Genomic DNA, 19,058 nt, shown 5'->3' on the forward strand with positions numbered 1-19,058 from the left:
CTGATGGGGGCCGCTGCTGATGGTTTGCGGGGGGCTGAGTGAGGGGGAATGGGGGGAGCGTGTACATATCCGTTTGCGCGTTTAGCTGATGTTACGGTTTCGCCCCTTACGGGCGAGTTACTTTTTTTCAGACGCCAAAAAAAGTAACCAAAAAACGCTTGCCCCTCCATTGGCCCTCGCTGCGCGAGGGTTCCTTCGCTCCGGTCCTGTTTCGAGAGCACGCCGTGACGGGCCATCCATGGCCCAACACGGCTCGCCCGGCATCCCTGCCGGGCAACTCTCGAAACAGAACCTCCACTCAGCCGGCTGGGAACGGGGCGGGTAGATCAAAAGCAAGATCACAAGCAAGAGCAAGAGCAAGAGCTTCGCGGCGGTGCGACAAGCCCGGTTCCTACAGGCCTGCGTCGTACACAGAGCCTGCATACGGCACCCATCTGTAGGAGCCGGGCTTGCCCGCGAATGGGCCATAAGTTTCACCGCATAATCTCCTGGCATCGCACCGCCATCTCCCGTTCTCGACGAATGCGCAACGGGCCTTTTATCGATACGCTGCTTGAGGCGGTAGGAAGTGGCGACGAAAAACGCCTCTACTTTTTGGCGCCTGCCGATTAGAGTTGGCGGATTTCGAAAGGCGCTGCTCTGGCCCGCCTCTCATGGAGGAGATTCATGTATTGCTTCGACCGCAGTTCCGTTCCGCCACCGAGTCTGTTGCAAAGTCGGGAGGCTAATGCTGACAGGCAGGCGTTGGCCGACTACTTTCTTGCCGACAGGACCAAGCGGGCGCAGAGCCGGGCACCGGAACCGGTTGTCGATCTGAATGAGAACTCAGTCCGTTCGGGGTTGGACCGGTTATTTCACGGTAAATGTGCGTTCTGCGAACGGGTGGTTCAGTCTAAGGCAACTTATCGATTTCGCCCGAGAGCGCAAGCCAGCCCACTGGAGCGAACTTCAAACGCTCACCTTTATTATGTCTGGCTGAGCAGTGCCTGGGAGAATCTCTACGCCATTTGCAAGGACTGCGAGCCTGTACGGCCGGACCACTTCCCGGTTTTGGGGCGGCGGGTAGCCTTGCCTTCGACGCAAGAAGTTGATGCCTATGCACAGGCTGGTAACGGTCTGTGGGGGGGCTACCCACTCAAGGAGCGTCATGTCTTGATCGACCCTTGCGAGCGGGTCGACCTGAGCCGGCATCTGTCGGTCGATCTGTCGGGTGAACTCTACGCCTTGAGCGAGCGCGCAGCTGCAACCATCACACACTTCAAGCTCAATCGTATTCAGTTGCTAAAGCTGCGCAAAAGCAAGCTGAAGACTTACTTCGACGATCTTATAGGCAACTGGTCTTTTTCCTTGGGAGAGGACGATTCACATCCCGTGCTTTTCGATTTTGCTCGAATGGATTTTGGTGGCTGCTGGTATTTGCTCTGCCGACGCATTGTACTGACGCTTTCAAAGTCCAGGGTTTCAGCTTCGGAACTGGCCCCGGATCGTATCGAACACACGTTGCGGGCCCTTAGCGAAAGCGCTGATGTCGTTGAGTGGTATGGAGGGTTGGAGCTCAGTCTGGCAGGGACTGCTGTGCGCGATTCCAGACCCGTTGCAAAGAGTGAGACGTTCGGGGCGCGTGATTGCCCATCGTTGGAATCGATCCGCTTCAGCAACTTCAAGGGCATAGAGCAACTTGAATTGAGGATACCCGCCGTGCCGCTCAGGCGGTCCTCGGGCACAAATGCTGTTCGGCCGGCCCTGCTGATTCTCGGTGAAAATGCCGCTGGAAAAAGCTCCATCCTTGAGGCCACAGCTTTGGTGCTCAGCAGCGATCTGGCTTGTACGAAACTGCCGGTGGACTACGCCTCGTTGCCTCTGGATCCCGAGTTACTGGGCGCGGTGCAGACTCCCCGTTGCAGTCTGGCCTCGGTGGTAGCGGTGTTCCAGGACGGTAGTGAACGGCACCTGACGATCAGCGAGGGCGAGTTCTGGCATGAAGACCGTGGACTGTCGGTTGACGGTCAGCCGCTCTTGCCTCAGGTCTTTGCCTATGGTGCCTTTCGGCAATACCAGAAGCGGGTCAGCCCTCGTAGCCCAAGTAAATCGATCATCAACCTTTTCGACTCGACAGCCCTGCTGTCCAATCCGGAAAAATGGTTGCTGAGTCTCAAGGCAGATGCCTTCAACAGTGTGGTTCGAACCTTGCGCGGCATCCTCTCGATCGAAGGCTCGTTCGAAATCATGGAACGCGACCCGCAGAACCAGCGCTGCCTGATCGTCACATCGGCAGGCGATGGCCAGCCCCTGTGCCGAACGCCACTGAGCCTGGCTTCATCGGGTTACCGTTCAGTCCTGGCAATGGCCTGTGACATCATCCAGGGCCTGATGAATCGACGACTCAATCCGCATTTCGAAAGCCTGGAAACGGCACAGGCCGTGGTACTGATCGACGAGGTGGAAGCGCACCTGCATCCACGCTGGAAAATTCAGATCATGCGCGCGTTGCGGGAGGCGTTGCCGCAGGTCACTTTCATTGTCACCACTCACGATCCGCTGTGCCTGCGCGGCATGCAGGATGGTGAGGTGATTGTCATGCAGCGTGTGTCCAGCGATCAACGCACGGATGTCCAGTGGCCGGTGATGGTCGAGCAACTGGTTCGCCTGCCGAATGTCAGCCAACTCACGGTCGAACAGCTGCTGACCTCGGACTTCTTCAGCCTGGCCTCCACCGACCAGCCTGAGACCGAGCGTGAACTGGCCGGCCTGGCCGATCTGTTGAGCGCGCGGGAGCAGGGCGAACGGTTGACTGCGCCGCAGCAGGACCTGCTGCGGCGGTTCGAACGTGATATCAGCGACGCCTTGCCGGTGGGTTCCAGCGAGGTTCAGCGGCTGGTGCAGGAGGCGGTGGTCGAGTACCTGGACAGCCGCAGACAGGTCTCGACACAAAAGCTTGCCCAACTGCGCAGCGCCGCCAAACAGCGCATCCTCGGCATCCTGGAGGGCATCTGAAGCATGCGTGCCGTCAGCCGCGACAGTGTCCCCGTGCCCGATGCGATGTCGGGAGATGACTCGCCAGCGAAAAAGGAGCTGCAGAAACTCCAGGATTACTTCAAGGCGCCAACGGGGGCGTTACCCGCCTTTGCCGTCTACAAGTCCGACAGCGTGAAGAAGCAGCTGCATGAGCTGTTCCACGGTAAATGCGCCTACTGCGAGAGCTTCTACTACGGCAGTGCCCCGGTGGATATCGAGCACTACCGACCCAAGGGCCGTGTCTACGAGGAACCGGATCATCCCGGCTACTGGTGGATCGCCATGGATTGGGAAAACCTGCTGCCCAGCTGTATTCACTGCAACCGGCGCAGTGGACAGGTAACGCCCACGTTATCGGCGAGCCTGGTCCGCCTGGTCAATGAAGACAAGGCGTTCAGCCGCTCAAGGATGCTTCAGACCGGCAAGCAGGACAGCTTTCCCATCCTCGGTCAGCGGGCTGCGGTGGGAGCGTCGGATTTTTCCGGTGAACAGGCACTGCTGCTGGATCCGTGCCGGGACCAGCCTGAAGAGCATCTGCGGTTTCATGTCGACAGCGACAACCTGATTGGTCTGGTCCTGCCCAAGCCCCATGACAGTGGCGGGCTGGCCCTGGGCGCTGGGGTGGCGGGTGTCAGGCCGGAGTTGCGCGGGGTGATCGAGCAGGCCCTGGCGGGTGGGTTGAGCCTGCGGGGCGCGGTGTCGATCCATGTCTATGGCCTCAACCGTCTCGGGCTGGTGCAGGAGCGCACGCGGGTGCTGCGCCAGTTGGAGTTTCTGGAGATGCTGGCGGTGGAAATGGGGCTGATGGCGCAGGAACTGGAGCCCGACAGTGAGGCTCCGGTTGTCGAGAGCGAGCAGGCGCGAGCGCGCAATGAACGCATTGCCAGGCGCCTGCGTTTTCTCCAGGAGCAGATACTCGGCGAGATCAAGACCATGGCTCGGCCCGAAGCGCCTTACTCGGCCATGGTTCGGGAGTGGCTGGAGGGGTTCAGGGCGCGTTTGAGCCGCTGAGGTTCAGGGCATGTCCCGCACACCCTGGCGCTCGGCCACCGCGCGCAACGTCCTGAGGCTGACCATCGGCGCGTCGACCACGAACCGGTTGGCCAGCCAGGAGGGAATGTCGCCCGCCGGCTCGGCCTGCAACTGGTAGGTCACCTCGGTCTCGCCATTACCCCTGGGCAGCATCTTCCACACGCCACTCAACTGGCGCACGCGGATCTGGCCGGGCACCGACGGCAGATAGTCGGGGGCCGCCTCCAGGCGGCGGATCAGGCTGCCGTCGTCATTCTGTTCGGTATGCACATGCAGCACCATGTCCCGCGGAGCCGCCGGCCAGGGCAGGTCGGTGGTCAGGTAGACCCAGGTGTCGTCGCCGTCGTTCTTCAACAGGCGCATCTCGGCGCAGGCGTACAGCCACTTGCAGGCGACCCGCAGATTTTCCTGCAGGTCGCGCAAGGTGGAGACCTCGGCCTTGATAGCGGTCACGCCGCGAAAGCTCTGGTAACGCGAACCCGGCACTTTGCTCAGGAAGACCTGGATGCCGTCCTCTTCATGGGCCAGCTTCCAGGCCTCGGGCGCAGCCATGGCGGCGCTGCTCAGGCAGGCCGTTGCCAGGGCGATCACGGATAGCAGGGTTCTCATCGACGGTCTCCGGGGCACGGAGGAACGTCCGTGTCTGCCAGATATAACACGCGGACACGAAATTTATTCGATGGCTTCGAAGGGAAGGGTAAGAAGCTCCCTGCCGGCGCCGACAGTCGACCGCGACGACAGGGAGAGCAGGCGGGTATCAGTGGCTGCCGGCGGCCTTGTTCAGGTCGCTTTCCTGCCACTCGGTATAGACGCAGGCATCGGCCGTGGCCCAGCGCACGGCGACTGAATCTCCGGCTTTGAGCGGCATGCCGGTGGCGGACAAGGCCTTGACGGTCATGGCCGTACCGCCCTGGGTGACGACGCTGCAGGTCTGGCTTTCACCGAGGAACAGCACCTCGCTGACGGTTGCCCTGACCTGGTTCCAGCCGGCGGCCAGCGGGTCGGCGGCGGCCTGTTCCAGGCTCAGGGCCAGGGCCTTCTCCGGACGCACCATCAGCAGGATGTCCTGGCCGTTCTGCAGGCCCGAGGTCAGGCGGATCGACAGCCCTTGCCCTTCGAAACCGGCGGCACCGTTGCCCTGGGCCTTGAGCCGCAGGAAGTTGGAGTTACCGAGGAACGAGGCGACGAAGGCGTTCGGCGGGTTCTGGTAGAGGTCGTAGCCGCTGCCCAGGCCGACAATCTTGCCATGGCTGAAGATGGCGATACGCTGGGACAGGCGCATGGCTTCTTCCTGATCGTGGGTCACGTAGACGATGGTGATGCCCAGTCGCCGATGCAACTGGCGCAGCTCGTCCTGCAGGTCTTCGCGCAGCTTCTTGTCCAGGGCGCCGAGCGGTTCGTCCATCAGCAGGATGCGTGGCTCGTAGACCAGCGCCCGGGCGATCGCCACGCGCTGCTGCTGGCCGCCGGACAATTGCGCGGGGCGGCGGTGGGCGAACTTGTCCAGCTGGACCAGCTTGAGCATGGCGTCGACGCGCTTGTCGCGCTCGGCGGCTGCCAGCTTGCGGATGGCCAGCGGGAAGGCGATGTTGTCGCGCACCGAGAGGTGCGGGAACAGCGAGTAGCGCTGGAACACCATGCCGATGTCACGCTTGTGCGGCGGCACGTTGACCAGCGACTTGCCCTCAACCAGGATTTCCCCGGAGCTGGGGCTCTCGAAGCCGGCCAGCATCGACAGGGTGGTGCTCTTGCCCGAGCCACTGGAGCCCAGGAAGGTCAGGAACTCGCCGTCCCTGATGTCCAGCGAGATGTTGTCCACCGCGGCGAAGTCGCCGTAGTGCTTGTTCAGGTTGCGCAGGCTGACCAGGGTGCGGTCGTTCTGTTGTGCAGGGTCTTTGATCACGGCACTCATGTTGTCTACTCCCGGGCGCTCAGGCGCTGAGTTCGTTGCGCCGACGCAGAGCGGCGGCAATCACCATCACCAATACCGACAGGCCGATCAGCAGCGTCGAAGCGACGGCGATCACCGGAGTCAGGTCCTGGCGCAGGGTGGTCCACATTTTGACCGGCAGGGTCTGCAGGGTCGGGCTGGCCATCATCACGCTCAGCACCACTTCGTCCCACGACACCAGGAAGGCGAACAGGGCGCCGGCGACCATGCCGGGGCGAATCGCCGGGAAGGTCACCTTGAACACCGCCTGCAGGCGCGAGGCGCCACAGATCACCGCGGCATCCTCGATCGACTGGTCGAACAGCTTCAGCGAGTTGATGATCGAGATGATGGTGAAGGGCAGGGCGACGATCACGTGGCTGACGACAAAGGCGAACATCGTGCCGGTGTAGCCGAGCTTGAGAAACAGCGCATAGACCGCCACGGCAATGATCACCAGCGGCACGATCATCGGCAGGGTGAACAGCCCGTAGAGCATTTCCCGGCCGGGGAAACGCCCGCGCACCAGCGCGAAGGCAGTCGGCAGGCCCAGCGCCACGGCGCACACGGTGGTCAGTACCGCGACCTTCAGGCTGGCCAGGGCGGCGTTCATCCAGTCCGGGTTGGAGAAGAACTGGCTGTACCATTTCAGTGTCCAGCCCGGCGGCGGGAACACCAGCCACTGGGACGAGCCGAACGACAGCAGGACGATGAACACGATCGGCAGCAGCAGGAACAGGGCGATCAGTCCGGTGGTGAAATAGAGGCCCAGGCGCAGGCGCCGGCTCATGGCATTCGGGGTCAGGAGCATGGCGGCTTACCTCGCGTTGCTCGCGCCGACCGGGGATTCCGGCTGGAGCTTCAGGTAGAAGTAGAACAGCACCAGGGTGATCAGGATCAGCAGGGCGGCGCCGGCGCTGGCCAGGCCCCAGTTGAGGAACGATTGCACCTGTTGAATGATGAACTCCGGCAGCATCATGTTCTGCGCGCCGCCCAGCAGGGCTGGCGTCACGTAGTAACCGAGGGACATCACGAACACCATCAGTGCACCGGAGAACAGGCCCGGACGGCACAGGGGCAGGAATACCCGGAAGAAATTGGTCCAGGGGCTGGCGCCGCAGATGGAGCCGGCCTGCAGGATCATCGGGTCGATGGCCTGCATGGTGGCCTGCAGGGGCAGGACGATGAACGGAATCATGATGTAGCTCATGCCGATCACCACGCCGGTCAGGTTGTGCACCATTTCCAGTGGCTGGTCGATGATGCCCAGGCCCATCAGCAGCTTGTTGATCACCCCGGACGCCTGCAGCAGCACCAGCCAGGAGTAGGTCCGCGCCAGCAGGCTGGTCCACATCGACAGCAGCACGATGTTGAGTATCCAGCGGCCCCAGCCGCGTGGTACCAGGGTGATCGCCCAGGCCAGCGGGAAGCCCAGCAGCAGGCTGAACAGGGTCACCAGGCCGGCCACCGAGAAGGTGTTGAGCAGGACCCGTGCGTAAGCCGAGTTGGCGAACAGTTGCTGGTAGTTGTCCAGCCCCGGCGTGGGTTCCAGCACGCCGCGCAGCAGCAGGCCGATCAGCGGTGCCAGGAAAAACACGCCCAGGAACAGCAGGGCCGGTGCCAGGTTGCCGGCGCCTTTCCAGCGGCGGGCCAGGGAGGGGGTGTTGTTCATCACAGCCGCCTTGCCTGAGGCCGAGCCGGCGACGCCAGTGGCGCCTCCGGTCGGTTGGGAGGAATGGGACGCGGTGGCGGCCATTTTCATTTGACCAGCCATTCGTTCCACCGTGTCGCGATAGCCGGACCGTTCTTGGCCCAGTAGGCGAAGTCAAGGGTGATCTGGTCCTTGGCGTAGGCGGTCGGCAGGTTCGGGGCCAGCACCGAATCCAGGCGCGACACGCTGTCGACGTTGACCGGCGCGTAGGCGGTCAGGTTGGAGAAGTCGGCCTGACCCTTGGCGCTGCTGGCGTTGGCCAGGAATTTCATGGCGGCGGCCTTGTTCTTCGACCCCTTCGGGACCACCAGGATGTCGGCCATGACCAGGTTCTGCTTCCAGCTCACGCCCACGGGGGCGCCGTCCTGCTGCAGGGCGTAGACGCGACCGTTCCAGAACTGGCCGAGGCTGGCTTCGCCGGAGGCCAGCAATTGCTGGGACTGGGCGCCGCCGCCCCACCAGACGATGTCTTTCTTGATGGTGTCGAGTTTCTTGAAGGCACGGTCCAGGTCCAGCGGGTAGAGCTTGTCGGCCGGTACGCCGTCAGCCAGCAGGGCCAGTTCGAGTACGCCAGGGCTTGGCCATTTGTAGAGGGCGCGTTTGCCGGGGTAGGTCTTGGTATCGAACAGCGCGGTCCAGTCCTGGGGCTTGCTGCCGGCGAGCTTGCCTTCGTTGTAGCCGAGCACGAAGGAGAAGAAGAACGAACCGACGCCGTGATCGGAAACGAAGCGCGGGTCGATCTTGTCGCGCTGGATCACGCTGAAATCGAGGGGTTCGAGCAGGCCTTCGCTGGCGGCACGCAGGGCGAAGTCGGCTTCGACGTCGACCACGTCCCATTGCACGTTGCCGCTTTCGACCATGGCCTTGAGCTTGCCGTAGTCGGTCGGGCCGTCCTGGACCACGGTGATGCCGCTGGCCTTGCTGAAGGGGTCGGCCCATGCCTGCTTCTGTGCATCCTGGGTGCTGCCACCCCAACTGACGAAGTTGACGCTTTCGGCGGCCATCGCGGCCTGGCTGCCCATGCTCAGCAAGCCGGCCAGCAATACAGCGGTCGTACCTTTTTTCAACACCATTTTCACGCCCTCATTGTTGTGTTCTTGAGCGGGCTATCGATGCCCGCCTATCGGGAGCAGCTGGTTTTTCAGTGCCTTTGCAGGCGGTCTTGGCAAGGCTAGTCGCCTGTCTCGTTGTCGGTCGGGTTCCTGTGAAAGTTTGTCAGGTCTATGGAATGTCATATTATGGTATTCCAAACTTTCTGCAAGCATTTTGCCTTACCGGTTATCCGGCCAGGAGGTTTTTTCTCCCGTCTTTACTGGGTGAAAGGGATGCTCTCGACCACTTCGAGGTCGTAACCGGTCAAGCCGGCGTATTTGAGGGGCGGGCCCAGATGGCGCAGCTTGCCGATGCCGAGATCCTGCAGGATCTGTGCCCCGGTGCCGACCTCGGAGTAGATTCGCGATTGCGAGCGGCTGTACTGGCGGGGTGGCTGGGTCAGTTGCGGAATCCGTTCGAGCAGGGCCTGGGACGATTCATGGTTGGCCAGCACCACGACCACGCCGCGACCCTCGGCGGCAACCCGCTGCAGGGCGGCCCACAGGGTCCAGTTGCTCGGCCCGTGGTACTCGGCACCGACCAGGTCGCGCAGCGGGTCGATGACATGCACGCGCACCAGCGTCGGCTCGTCACGGCGGATATCGCCCATGACCATGGCCATGTGCACGCCACCCTCGATACGGTCTTCGTAGCTCACCAGGCGGAAGGTGCCGTGCACGGTCGGCAACTCGCGCTCGCCGATACGCACCACGGTGTGCTCGGTGCTGAGACGATAGTGGATCAGGTCGGCGATGGTGCCGATTTTGATCCCGTGCTGGCGGGCGAAGACTTCCAGGTCCGGACGGCGGGCCATGGTGCCGTCGTCGTTCATCACCTCGACGATCACCGAGGCGGGGGTAAAGCCGGCCAGGCGTGCCAGGTCGCAACCGGCTTCGGTGTGTCCGGCGCGGGTCAGCACGCCGCCTTCGCGGGCGCGCAGGGGGAAGATATGGCCGGGCTGCACCAGGTCGTCGGCACAGGCGTTGGCCGCTACGGCGGCGGCCACGGTGCGGGCGCGGTCGGCGGCGGAGATGCCGGTGGTGACCCCGGTGGCGGCTTCGATGGAGACGGTGAAGGCGGTGCTGAAAACGCTGCCGTTGCTCGGCACCATCTGCTCCAGGCCCAGACGCTGGCAGTGCTCGTCGGTCAGGGTCAGGCAGATCAGCCCCCGCGCCTCGCGGGCCATGAAGCTGATGGCCTGTGCGTCGCAACGGTCGGCGGCGAGCAGCAGGTCGCCTTCGTTCTCGCGGTCTTCATCGTCCACCAGCAGAACCATCTTGCCCTGGCGGTAGTCTTCGATTATTTCTTCGATGCTGTTAAAGGCCATGTTGGATTCTCGGCGTGCGTGGCAGAATTTGTGGTATACCATAATACAAAATAAACAAACAATGAGGTCGACAATGAAGGCTTACTGGATCGCGCACGTGAATGTCACCGACCCTGAGCAATACACCGAGTACACCAGCCGCGCGCCGGCGGCCTTTGCCCGCTATGGCGGGCGTTTCCTGGCCCGGGGCGGGCGCTCGCAGGCGGTGGAAGGGCGGGAGACGCCGCAGCGCAGCGTGGTGATCGAGTTCGACTCCTACGAGCAGGCGCTGGCCTGCTACCACTCGGACTTGTATCAGGAGGCCAAGGGACACCGCGCGGGCGTGGCCGAGGCGGAAATCATCATCGTCGAGGGCATGGCGCCCTGACGTGACGCTACACGGGGGAATGGCCGTGATGATGGTTCGGGAATGCAGCGATGACGCTCTGCGTTACCAGGGCGGACTGGGAGGCGTTCCCTCGGGGACCGTGGGAAGGATCGGAACAGGGGCTCCAAGGCCCCCGCAAGGCCTCAGCGGATGAAGTGCACCTTGCCGGTATCGTCGTTACCAACATACAGGCCATAGACCCCGGCCTGTCGCTCCTCGATATAGCGCTCGAGAATCTGCCGGATCGCCGGGTAGTAGATGCAGTCCCAGGGAATTTCCTCGGGTGCGAAGAAACGGCGGTCCAGGGTCTCCGGCCCATACTGGTCGGTGATCTCCAGGGCGATGGCGCGGAAGATGATGTACACCTCGCTGATCTTCGGCACGCTGAAGATCGAGTACGGCGAGATGATCTCCGCGCGCACGCCGCTTTCTTCCCAGACCTCGCGCAGGGCGGCCTGCTCGGTGGTTTCGCCGCTTTCCATGAACCCGGCCGGCAGGGTCCAGGTGCCGGGGCGTGGTGGAATCGCCCGCTGGCACAGCAGGTAGCGACCGTCGCGCTCGATGATGCAGCCGGCGATGATCTTCGGGTTGACGTAGTGGATGTAGCCGCAGCCCCGGCACATCAGGCGCTCATGGGTATCGCCCGGTGGCACCTGGTGAGCGAGGTCACCGGCACCGCATTGCGGACAGAAGCGCGGGGCTGACATTTCAGCGACCTATGCGGGGTTCTTTCACGGCGATAGGGGCGACGATGTCCGGAATCGGCCCGGCCTCGTCCTGTTTGCGTTGCAGGTACTCCATCGCCACCTTGGCCGCGGCCCGGACGTGGTCCACCGAAGCCTGGTGCGCGGCCAGCGGATCGCCGCTCTTGATCGCCTCGACGATGCGCTCCATTTCCAGGTTGCTGGCGCCGCGGCGGTTTGCCTGGGAGACCGAGGTGGCCCGCAGGTAGCTGATGCGCGCCTGCAACTGGCGCAACTGGGTGGCGGCGGCGTGGTTGCCCGAGCCTTCGAGCAGCACGTCGTAGAAACCCTGGACCGAGTCGAGCACCTGCTGCAGTTCGCCGTCCTTGAGGGCCTTGCGGTTTTCCTCCAGGGCTTTTTCCAGGGCCTTGATGTCCTTGGCCTTGGCCCGCAGGGTGAACAGCTGGACGATCAGGCTTTCCAGTGCGCAACGCAGCTCGTAGATGTCCCGGGCATCGGCCAGGGTGATGATGGCCACGCTCGGGCCCTTGGCATCGGCGAACGCCACCAGCCCCTCGGACTCCAGGTGGCGCAGGGCCTCACGCACGGAGGTGCGGCTGACGCCCAGGCGATCGCACAGATCGCGCTCGACCAGACGGTCTCCCGGCAGCAGCTGGAAGTTCATGATGGCGCTTCGCAACTTGTCCAGCACGATTTCGCGCAGGGTGACGGGGTTGCGATTGACCTTGAAGTTGTCGTCGAGTGGCAGGCGTTTCATCGGTTGCGCTCTGAGTCGGGTCGTCCTGGGCACGGGAACAGGGTATCGGGCCTGTTACGCCGTGCCGGACAGCCATCGGTTAACTGGAGGAACCTGCTTCGGCGTCGGCCTCGGCAAAGGCTTCGCGGGCCAGCCGGAAACTGTCCACGGCCGCGGGGACACCGCAATAAATACCGACTTGAAGCAGGATTTCGCGTATTTGTTCACGACTGAGGCCGTTACGCAAGGCGCCCCGTACGTGCAGCTTGAGTTCGTGGGGGCGGTTGAGGGCCGAAATCATCGCCAAGTTTATCATGCTGCGCTCCTTGAGCGACAAACCCTCACGGCCCCAGACGTGGCCCCAGCAGTATTCGGTGACCAGTTCCTGTAGTGGACGGCTGAAGTCGTCGGCATTCTGGATGGATTTCTGCACATAGGCTTCGCCCAGTACCTGGGTGCGGATCTGCAGACCCTGCCGGTATTTCTCGTTGCTCATGTCGCGTCCTCGAAAAAGGGCCGTGCGCGAGAGGCCGGCGCACGGCCGAAACGGTGATCAGGCCAGGGCCGGCAGCGCGCCCAGCTTGCCCTTGTGGTAGATCATCGGGGTGACCGGGTCCTGTGGCAGGATCAGGTTTTTCACCGCGCCGACGATGATCGCGTGATCGCCGCCGTCGTACTCGCGCCACAGCTCGCACTCGATGATCGCCGTGGCCTTGGCCAGCAGCGGGTTGCCCAGCTCGCTGAGGCGCCAGTCGATACCCCTGGCCTTGTCCTTGCCCTTGCCGGCGAACGCATAGGCTTCGGCGGTCTGGTCGGCGGACAGCAGGTGAATCGCGAACTGCTTGCTGTCGCGCAGGATCGGATAGGTGTCCGAAGCATAGTTGGGGCAGAACAGCACCAGCGCCGGGTCGATCGACAGCGCGCTGAAGGCGCTGGCGGTGATGCCGACGATACCGCCGTCGGCGTCGAGGGCGGTGACCACCGTAACGCCGGAGGGGAAGGAGCCCATGACTTCTTTGTAGATACCGGGTTCGATCATTTCAGCTGTCTCCTAGCGCATCACGAAGGGGTCGGGCATCGGTGCCTGCGAGAGGTTGATCCACACCGTTTTCAACTCGGTGTAGGCCAGCACCGAATCGATACCGCTCTCACGGCCGTAGCCACTGTTCTTGAAGCCGCCGATCGGCGCCATGGCCGAGACGGCGCGGTAGGTGTTGACCCAGATGATCCCCGAGCGCACGTCCCGGGCCAGGCGATGGGCACGGCCCAGGTCGCGGGTCCAGATACCGGCGGCGAGGCCGAACTGCGAGTCGTTGGCGATGGCCAGGGCTTCGGCTTCGTCCTTGAAACGGATCACCGAGGCGACCGGGCCGAAGACTTCTTCCTGCATGATCTTCATCGAATTGCGGTCGCACTCGAACAGGGTCGGTTCATAGAACCAGCCGCCGCCGATGTCCGCGCGCTTGCCGCCGGTACGCAGGCGCGCGCCTTCGGCCAGGGCGTCGGCGACCAGGCCTTCGACCACGGCCAGTTGCTGGGCGGTGGCCATCGGGCCCATCTCGCTGGTTTCATCCTGCGGGTTGCCGATGCGGATGCGCCGGGCGCGGGCGATCAGGCGCTCGACGAACTCGTCGTAGATCTCGTCCTGCACCAGCAGGCGCGAGCCGGACACGCAGCTCTGGCCGGAGGCGGCATAGATTCCGGCGACCGCGCCATTGATCGCGCTGTCGAGGTCGGCGTCGGCGAAGATGATGTTCGGTGACTTGCCACCCAGTTCCAGGGACAGCTTGGCGAAGTTCTCGGCACTGCTGCGCACCACGTGGCGCGCGGTGGCCGCACCGCCGGTGAAGGCGATCTTGCGCACCAGCGGGTGGCGGGTGAGGGCGGCGCCGGTGCTCGGGCCGTAGCCGGTGATGACGTTGACCACACCGGGCGGGATGCCGGCTTCCAGGGCCAGCCGGGCCAGTTCGAGAATGGTCGCCGAGGCATGTTCGGACGGCTTGATCACGATGGTGTTGCCGGCCGCCAGGGCTGGAGCCAGCTTGATCGCGGTGAGGTACAGCGGGCTGTTCCACGGAATGATCGCCGCGACCACGCCGATCGGCTCGTGCACGGTGTAGGCGAACAGGTCCGGCTTGTCCAGCGGCAGGGTGCCGCCTTCGAGCTTGTCGGCCAGGCCGGCGGTGTAGTGGAAGAACTCCGGCAGGTAGCCGACCTGGCCGCGGGTCTCGCGGATCAGCTTGCCGTTGTCGCGGCTTTCCAGTTGCGCCAGTTGCTCCCTGTTCTCGGCGATCAGGTCGCCCAGGCGGCGCAGCAGCTTGCCCCGGGCGGTGGCGCTCAGGCCGCGCCAGGCCGGGTGGTCGAAGGCCGCCTGGGCGGCCTGGACGGCGCGCTCGACATCGGCTTCGTCGGCATCGGGCAGTTGTGCCCAGGCTTCGGCCAGGGCCGGGTTGAGGCTGTCGAAGGTCTTGCCGGACAGGGCATCGACCCATTCGCCGCCGATGCACATCTGAAAGCGTGCGAGTGTCATGCAACGATCCCCTTTATGGTTTGTTGGACGTAGGTGGTTGCAAGGAAGTCCAGGAGTACCTGGTTGACCAGGCGTGGTGATTCCACCGGCATCATATGCCGTTGCTCGGCGAGTACGGCAACCTGCGCGCCGGGAATCCGCTCGGCCAGTTGCCGGGCCATCAGCGGCGTCGAACCGGGGTCCAGTTCGCCGGTGGCGACCAGCGTCGGCACCTGGATGGTGTGCAGGTCGTCGGCGCGGTACATGTCCTGGGTGGCGAACAGCTTGTAGGTGGTCAGGTAGCCCTGCGGGTCATTGCTGGCCAGCACCTGGCGGATCGCGGCGATCTGCGCCGGGTTGGCGGCCTGGTATTCGCGGCTGAACCAGCGCGACAGGGCCGCCTCGGCATTGGCATCCGGACCGTGCTCCGCGGCCTGGCTGGTGCGGGCGATGACACCTTCGCGCTGTTCGGCACTGCGGTTGAATACGCTGTTGAGCACCACCAGGCTCTGCAGCCGTTGCGGATAGTTCAGGGCAAAGGCCCTGGCGACCAGCCCGCCCATGGAGAAACCGATGACGCAGGCGGTGGGCAATTGCAGGTGGTCGAGCAGTTCGCGCAACTGATCGGCATACCCGAGCAGCCCGCAGTCGGGGTCCGGGCGCGGGCTGGCGCCGTGCCCGAGCATGTCGTAGGCAATGACCCGGTAGTGCGGCGCGAGACCGACGATCTGGCCGCCCCACATTTCCTTGTTCAGCCCGACCCCGTGGATCAGGACGACGGGTTGGCCTTCGCCGGTCGCCAGGTAACTGGTGCCGGCCGGGGTGCGTTCAGCGGTGTGCCGAATCATGGAGCGCTCCTGCCTTTCTTATCTGATTACTGGGCTTTCTCGGCGGCCAGCTCTTCCAGGTCGATGTAGCGGTTGCCGATGCGTGGGTGCAGGCGGCCGCCGTCGGCGCAACCGAGGACCACGACGACTTCGTCGGCACGTGGCGCGTCTTCGATCTGCATTTCCAGGGTGATGTAGTGCGAACGCAGGCCTTCGTCGTCCTTGTGCATCATCGGGATCTGGATCGAAGTGCCCGGGCCGCCGCGCTTGTTGGTGAAGCTCAGGTAGCTCTTGGCCTTGACCGCTTCGCGGTAGTGGTTGCCGAAGCGCAGGGTGTGGATCACCGCCGAAGCGTGTTCGATCTCGCCATCGGCGCCGACCACGGCGGCCTTGCCATAGGCTTCGATCTTCTCGGCACCGCCAATGGCCTTGACCAGGCGCTCGACCATCAGGGCGCCGAGGTCGGAGCAGTTGGCACGGATTTCAGGCTTCAGGTCTTCGACGAAACCACGGCCCAGCCAGGGGTTCTTGATCACTACCGCCAGGCCGATCATGATCACCGGCTTGTCGGTGGCCTTGCCGCCTTCGATGAAGGTTTCCTCGATGTAGCTGACGATCTTGCGAATTTCGAAACTCATGGGGGCTCCTCGGTTGTGTGTCGGTCTGTTGGTATGATGGTATACCATAATATTGGCTGCGCAAGCCCCTTCAGCGAGTTTGTGCTGCCCAAGGATGACCGGAGGTCGGAACGAGCGGCTGAGGAGCCGGTTCTGAACGCTGGCGTCGGGAAGGGCCGGGTATCGATACGCCCGGCTGAGAGGTCAGAACTGCCGGCCGGGCAGGTTCTGCTGGCGAATCATTTCCATCAATTGGCGCAACCCCAACTGCGACTGGCGCTGGCTGGAGTAGTCCATGCACAGCGGCGCGCCGAGGCAGGACCATGGCGCCCGGTACCCGTCAGGCCTGACCCGTCGGCAAGCGTCCGCCACGCCCTGCGGCGCGGATCGTCAGCGGCAGTTGGCCGCCGTCACCCTGCAGGAGCCTGGCGTTCCACCCGATTCGGCGGCGTAGCGCCGGCAGTTGTCCAGGGATTTCGCGCTGGCGGTCTTCACGTTCGGCCCCCAGGCCAGTCCGCCGACACCGGTGCTCGGCACCGCCTTGGCGTAGCAGGGGTAACCATCGACCGGCGTCTGGTGCCCGGAGCAACCGGCGATCATCGAAAAGCTGTAGGCCAGCAGGAGCAGGCAGGGCAGGGATGGAAGGTGTTGTCGGCGGTCGGCGGTCATGGCACGTTCATTATCGGAAAAAAGAGTCGACTCTATTGTCCGGGGTTGTCGGTCAAGCGCAAGACCCGCAGGCGAGACAGTCGCGCCTGTCATGCATGGCCTGTCCGACAGAAACGGATGATCCGCCGGGCCCATTAATGGCATCATGGCGGACTGTCGAGGCGCACGAGCCTGTGCGCGTACCTTTCGAGCCTGGAGAGTTGATCAATGGCTGTGCAGCAAACCCTCACCGTGATCCCGCCGAACGCGTCCCTGAACGGCAAGGTGACGCCACCCGGTTCGAAGTCGATCACCAACCGGGCCCTGTTGCTCGCCGCCCTGGCCAAGGGCACCAGCCGCCTGTCCGGCGCGCTGAAAAGCGATGATACCCGCCACATGTCCAATGCCCTGCGGCAGATGGGCGTGACCATCAGCGAACCCGACGACACCACGTTCGTGGTCACCGGCAGCGGCCAGTTGCAGGTGCCGGAACAACCGTTGTTCCTCGGCAATGCCGGCACCGCGGTGCGCTTTCTGACCGCGGCGGTGAGCACCGTCAACGGCACGGTGGTGCTCGATGGTGACCACTACATGCAGAAACGTCCGATCGGCCCGTTGCTCGATGCGCTGCGTCGCGCCGGCCTGGATGTCGAAAGCCCCACTGGTTGCCCGCCGGTGACCGTGCGCGGCCAGGGCCGCGTGCAGGCGCGGCGTTTCGAGATCGACGGCGGCCTGTCGAGCCAATACGTGTCGGCGCTGCTGATGCTGGCGGCCTGTGGTGAGGAACCGGTGGAAGTGGCGCTGACCGGCAAGGACATCGGTGCCCGCGGCTACGTCGACCTGACGCTGGCCTGCATGCGTGCCTTCGGCGCCCAGGTCGAGGCGGTCGACGAGAGCACCTGGCGGGTCGCGGCCACCGGCTACAGCGCCTGCGACTACCAGGTCGAGCCGGACGCTTCCGCCGCCACCTACCTGTGGGCGGCAGAGGCCTTGACGGCAGGGCGTATCGACCTCGGCGTGGCCGGTGAAGATTTCACCCAGCCGGACGCCAAGGCCCTGGAGGTGATCCAGCAGTTCCCCAACATGCCGGCGGTGATCAACGGTTCGCAGATGCAGGACGCGATCCCGACCCTGGCGGTGCTGGCGGCGTTCAACCGCACGCCGGTGCGTTTCGTCGAGCTGGCGAACCTGCGGGTCAAGGAGTGCGACCGGGTTCAGGCGCTGCACGATGGCCTGAACGAGATCCGGGCCGGGCTGGCCGCGGTGGAGGGCGATGATCTGCTGGTGGCGGCCGATCCGGCGCTGGCCGGTACGAGCTGCAACGCGCTGATCGACACCCACTCCGACCATCGCATCGCCATGTGCTTTGCCCTGGCCGGGCTGAAGGTTTCCGGTATCCGCATCCAGGACCCGGATTGCGTGGCCAAGACCTACCCGGACTACTGGAAGGCCCTGGCGTCGCTGGGCGTGCAATACGCTTCGTAAGGCAACCGAGGGTCAGGCCTGGACCAGCGCCAGGCCCTGGTCGTTGCTGTCGACCGTCACCCGGCTGTAGTCCGCCAGCGTCGGGTGCGCTGTCTCCAGGGGGTGGCTGTGGGTGGCGGTGATCACCGTCACCGCCATACCCGCCGCTTCCGCCGCGCCAATACCGGCGGGCGCATCCTCGAAAATCAGACACTGTGACGGCTCGACACCCAGTCGCCGGGCGGCCAGCAGGTAGCCGTCCGGTGCCGGCTTGCCGCGGCCGACATCTTCGGCGGTGATCACCAGCGCCGGCAGGGCAATGCCGGCGGCGGCCATGCGGCTTTGCGCCAGGGCGCGCGGGGCCGAGGTCACCACCGCCCAGCGGTGGGCGGGCAGGGAGGCGAGAAACTCCCGCGCGCCCTCGATGGCCACCACGCCTTCGACATCGTCGATCTCGGCCTGGGAAATGGCCGCTGCCTCGCGCTCGGCGTCGATACCCGGCAGGTTCTGCCGGCGGATGGTATCGATGCAGCGCACGCCATGGATGGTCTGCAGAAAGGCCGGTACATCCAGGCCATGCCGTTGCGCCCAGTGGCTCCAGACGCGCTCGGCGGCGGCGATGGAGTTGAGCAGCGTCCCGTCCATATCGAACAGAAACGCCGCGAAGCGCTGACCCTCAAACATGGCGTATCCCCTCCGGGCAAAAGCCCATGCTAACACGCACACCTCCTCTGGCCGAGCGGGTGGGCAACTGTCGGTACCGCGCTTGCTACACTGAGAATTCCACGCCCGGACGGTCCGGGCGGTCGATGCGAGGTGCGTATGGATACTCAGCCTGCCGGTGTGACCCTTCCGTTTTCGCGGCATCCTCTGGGCGCGATGCCCTGGCGTGACGTGCCGGCGCCCGAGGAGGACGAAGTCGTCGAGGATGAGGTGGACGATGAGCCACCGCCGCAAACCTGGAAGCATCCCGAGGATGGCAAGGAGATGCCCGAGCGCGACCGGGAAACGCCGCTCAAGCCCTGATGGCGTGTCCTGATCCGGCTGTTGCCTGCCTGTCGTGTAGGCAATGGCCCTGT

20 protein-coding genes are annotated in these 19,058 nt (G+C 64.1%); 5 read left to right on the forward strand and 15 right to left on the reverse strand.

What is annotated here, in order from left to right; genetic code table 11:
* Positions 1-666: 666 nt before the first annotated feature.
* A complete protein-coding gene (locus ACM62G_RS25315; RefSeq protein ID WP_419735872.1) occupies positions 667-2,994 on the forward strand; it encodes an AAA family ATPase in 2,328 nt (775 codons plus the stop codon).
* A 3-nt stretch (positions 2,995-2,997) separates the two neighbouring features.
* Positions 2,998-4,026, forward strand: a complete 1,029-nt coding sequence (locus ACM62G_RS25320; protein WP_419735873.1) for an endonuclease — start codon at positions 2,998-3,000, stop codon at positions 4,024-4,026.
* 3 nt (positions 4,027-4,029) lie between these two features.
* Here ACM62G_RS25320 and ACM62G_RS25325 read toward each other — a convergent pair whose 3' ends face one another.
* The 6 genes from ACM62G_RS25325 to ribBA all read right to left on the reverse strand — a co-directional run bounded on the left by ACM62G_RS25325 (position 4,030) and on the right by ribBA (position 10,107).
* Entirely contained in the window at positions 4,030-4,656 is a 627-nt protein-coding gene (locus tag ACM62G_RS25325; protein WP_054059568.1) for an START domain-containing protein, read from the reverse strand.
* Between the two features lie 148 nt (positions 4,657-4,804).
* Complete coding sequence (locus ACM62G_RS25330) at positions 4,805-5,959, reverse strand: ABC transporter ATP-binding protein (RefSeq protein WP_054059569.1); 1,155 nt, start codon at positions 5,957-5,959, stop codon at positions 4,805-4,807.
* A gap of 19 nt (positions 5,960-5,978) precedes the next feature.
* Positions 5,979-6,788, reverse strand: coding sequence for an ABC transporter permease (locus ACM62G_RS25335; RefSeq protein WP_054059570.1), 810 nt, complete (start codon positions 6,786-6,788; stop codon positions 5,979-5,981).
* A gap of 6 nt (positions 6,789-6,794) precedes the next feature.
* Positions 6,795-7,739: an ABC transporter permease gene (locus ACM62G_RS25340; protein ID WP_054059571.1), complete on the reverse strand. Its 945-nt coding sequence runs from the start codon at positions 7,737-7,739 to the stop codon at positions 6,795-6,797.
* Entirely contained in the window at positions 7,736-8,761 is a 1,026-nt protein-coding gene (locus ACM62G_RS25345; protein WP_054059572.1) for a polyamine ABC transporter substrate-binding protein, read from the reverse strand. Before ACM62G_RS25345 ends, ACM62G_RS25340 begins: the two co-directional genes overlap by 4 nt.
* A gap of 236 nt (positions 8,762-8,997) precedes the next feature.
* Entirely contained in the window at positions 8,998-10,107 is a 1,110-nt protein-coding gene (gene ribBA / locus ACM62G_RS25350) for a bifunctional 3,4-dihydroxy-2-butanone-4-phosphate synthase/GTP cyclohydrolase II (protein WP_054064386.1), read from the reverse strand.
* 73 nt (positions 10,108-10,180) lie between these two features.
* Between ribBA and ACM62G_RS25355 the strand changes: the two genes are divergently transcribed.
* A complete protein-coding gene (locus ACM62G_RS25355; RefSeq protein ID WP_419735874.1) occupies positions 10,181-10,474 on the forward strand; it encodes a DUF1330 domain-containing protein in 294 nt (97 codons plus the stop codon).
* Positions 10,475-10,617: 143 nt separating this feature from the next.
* Here ACM62G_RS25355 and ACM62G_RS25360 read toward each other — a convergent pair whose 3' ends face one another.
* From ACM62G_RS25360 to ACM62G_RS25395, 8 genes are all read right to left on the reverse strand, one after another.
* Complete coding sequence (locus ACM62G_RS25360; protein ID WP_054064385.1) at positions 10,618-11,181, reverse strand: NUDIX hydrolase; 564 nt, start codon at positions 11,179-11,181, stop codon at positions 10,618-10,620.
* A 1-nt stretch (position 11,182) separates the two neighbouring features.
* Positions 11,183-11,935, reverse strand: a complete 753-nt coding sequence (locus tag ACM62G_RS25365; RefSeq protein ID WP_054059575.1) for a GntR family transcriptional regulator — start codon at positions 11,933-11,935, stop codon at positions 11,183-11,185.
* 79 nt (positions 11,936-12,014) lie between these two features.
* Positions 12,015-12,410, reverse strand: coding sequence for a carboxymuconolactone decarboxylase family protein (locus ACM62G_RS25370; protein ID WP_054059576.1), 396 nt, complete (start codon positions 12,408-12,410; stop codon positions 12,015-12,017).
* Positions 12,411-12,467: 57 nt separating this feature from the next.
* Complete coding sequence (locus ACM62G_RS25375; protein ID WP_416769176.1) at positions 12,468-12,953, reverse strand: flavin reductase family protein; 486 nt, start codon at positions 12,951-12,953, stop codon at positions 12,468-12,470.
* Positions 12,954-12,965: 12 nt separating this feature from the next.
* Positions 12,966-14,444, reverse strand: a complete 1,479-nt coding sequence (locus tag ACM62G_RS25380; protein ID WP_416769174.1) for an aldehyde dehydrogenase — start codon at positions 14,442-14,444, stop codon at positions 12,966-12,968.
* Positions 14,441-15,271, reverse strand: a complete 831-nt coding sequence (locus tag ACM62G_RS25385) for an alpha/beta fold hydrolase (RefSeq protein WP_054061344.1) — start codon at positions 15,269-15,271, stop codon at positions 14,441-14,443. Before ACM62G_RS25385 ends, ACM62G_RS25380 begins: the two co-directional genes overlap by 4 nt.
* A 26-nt stretch (positions 15,272-15,297) precedes the next feature.
* Positions 15,298-15,888, reverse strand: coding sequence for an amino acid synthesis family protein (locus tag ACM62G_RS25390; RefSeq protein ID WP_419735875.1), 591 nt, complete (start codon positions 15,886-15,888; stop codon positions 15,298-15,300).
* Positions 15,889-16,257: 369 nt separating this feature from the next.
* On the reverse strand, positions 16,258-16,536 hold the full coding sequence (locus ACM62G_RS25395; RefSeq protein ID WP_419735876.1) for a hypothetical protein: 279 nt from the start codon (positions 16,534-16,536) through the stop codon (positions 16,258-16,260).
* Positions 16,537-16,743: 207 nt separating this feature from the next.
* On the opposite strand from ACM62G_RS25395, the gene ACM62G_RS25400 reads away from it, so the two are divergent.
* A complete protein-coding gene (locus ACM62G_RS25400; RefSeq protein ID WP_054064382.1) occupies positions 16,744-18,000 on the forward strand; it encodes a 3-phosphoshikimate 1-carboxyvinyltransferase in 1,257 nt (418 codons plus the stop codon).
* Positions 18,001-18,012: 12 nt separating this feature from the next.
* Here the strand turns inward: ACM62G_RS25400 and ACM62G_RS25405 are convergent, their stop codons facing one another.
* Positions 18,013-18,663, reverse strand: a complete 651-nt coding sequence (locus ACM62G_RS25405) for an HAD-IA family hydrolase (RefSeq protein ID WP_419735877.1) — start codon at positions 18,661-18,663, stop codon at positions 18,013-18,015.
* Positions 18,664-18,801: 138 nt separating this feature from the next.
* On the opposite strand from ACM62G_RS25405, the gene ACM62G_RS25410 reads away from it, so the two are divergent.
* Positions 18,802-19,005: a hypothetical protein gene (locus tag ACM62G_RS25410; protein WP_419735878.1), complete on the forward strand. Its 204-nt coding sequence runs from the start codon at positions 18,802-18,804 to the stop codon at positions 19,003-19,005.
* The last annotated feature ends 53 nt before the right edge of the window (positions 19,006-19,058 follow it).

This window comes from Pseudomonas sp. COR18 (genome assembly GCF_048568395.1).
Taxonomy (GTDB): domain Bacteria; phylum Pseudomonadota; class Gammaproteobacteria; order Pseudomonadales; family Pseudomonadaceae; genus Aquipseudomonas; species Aquipseudomonas fuscovaginae_B.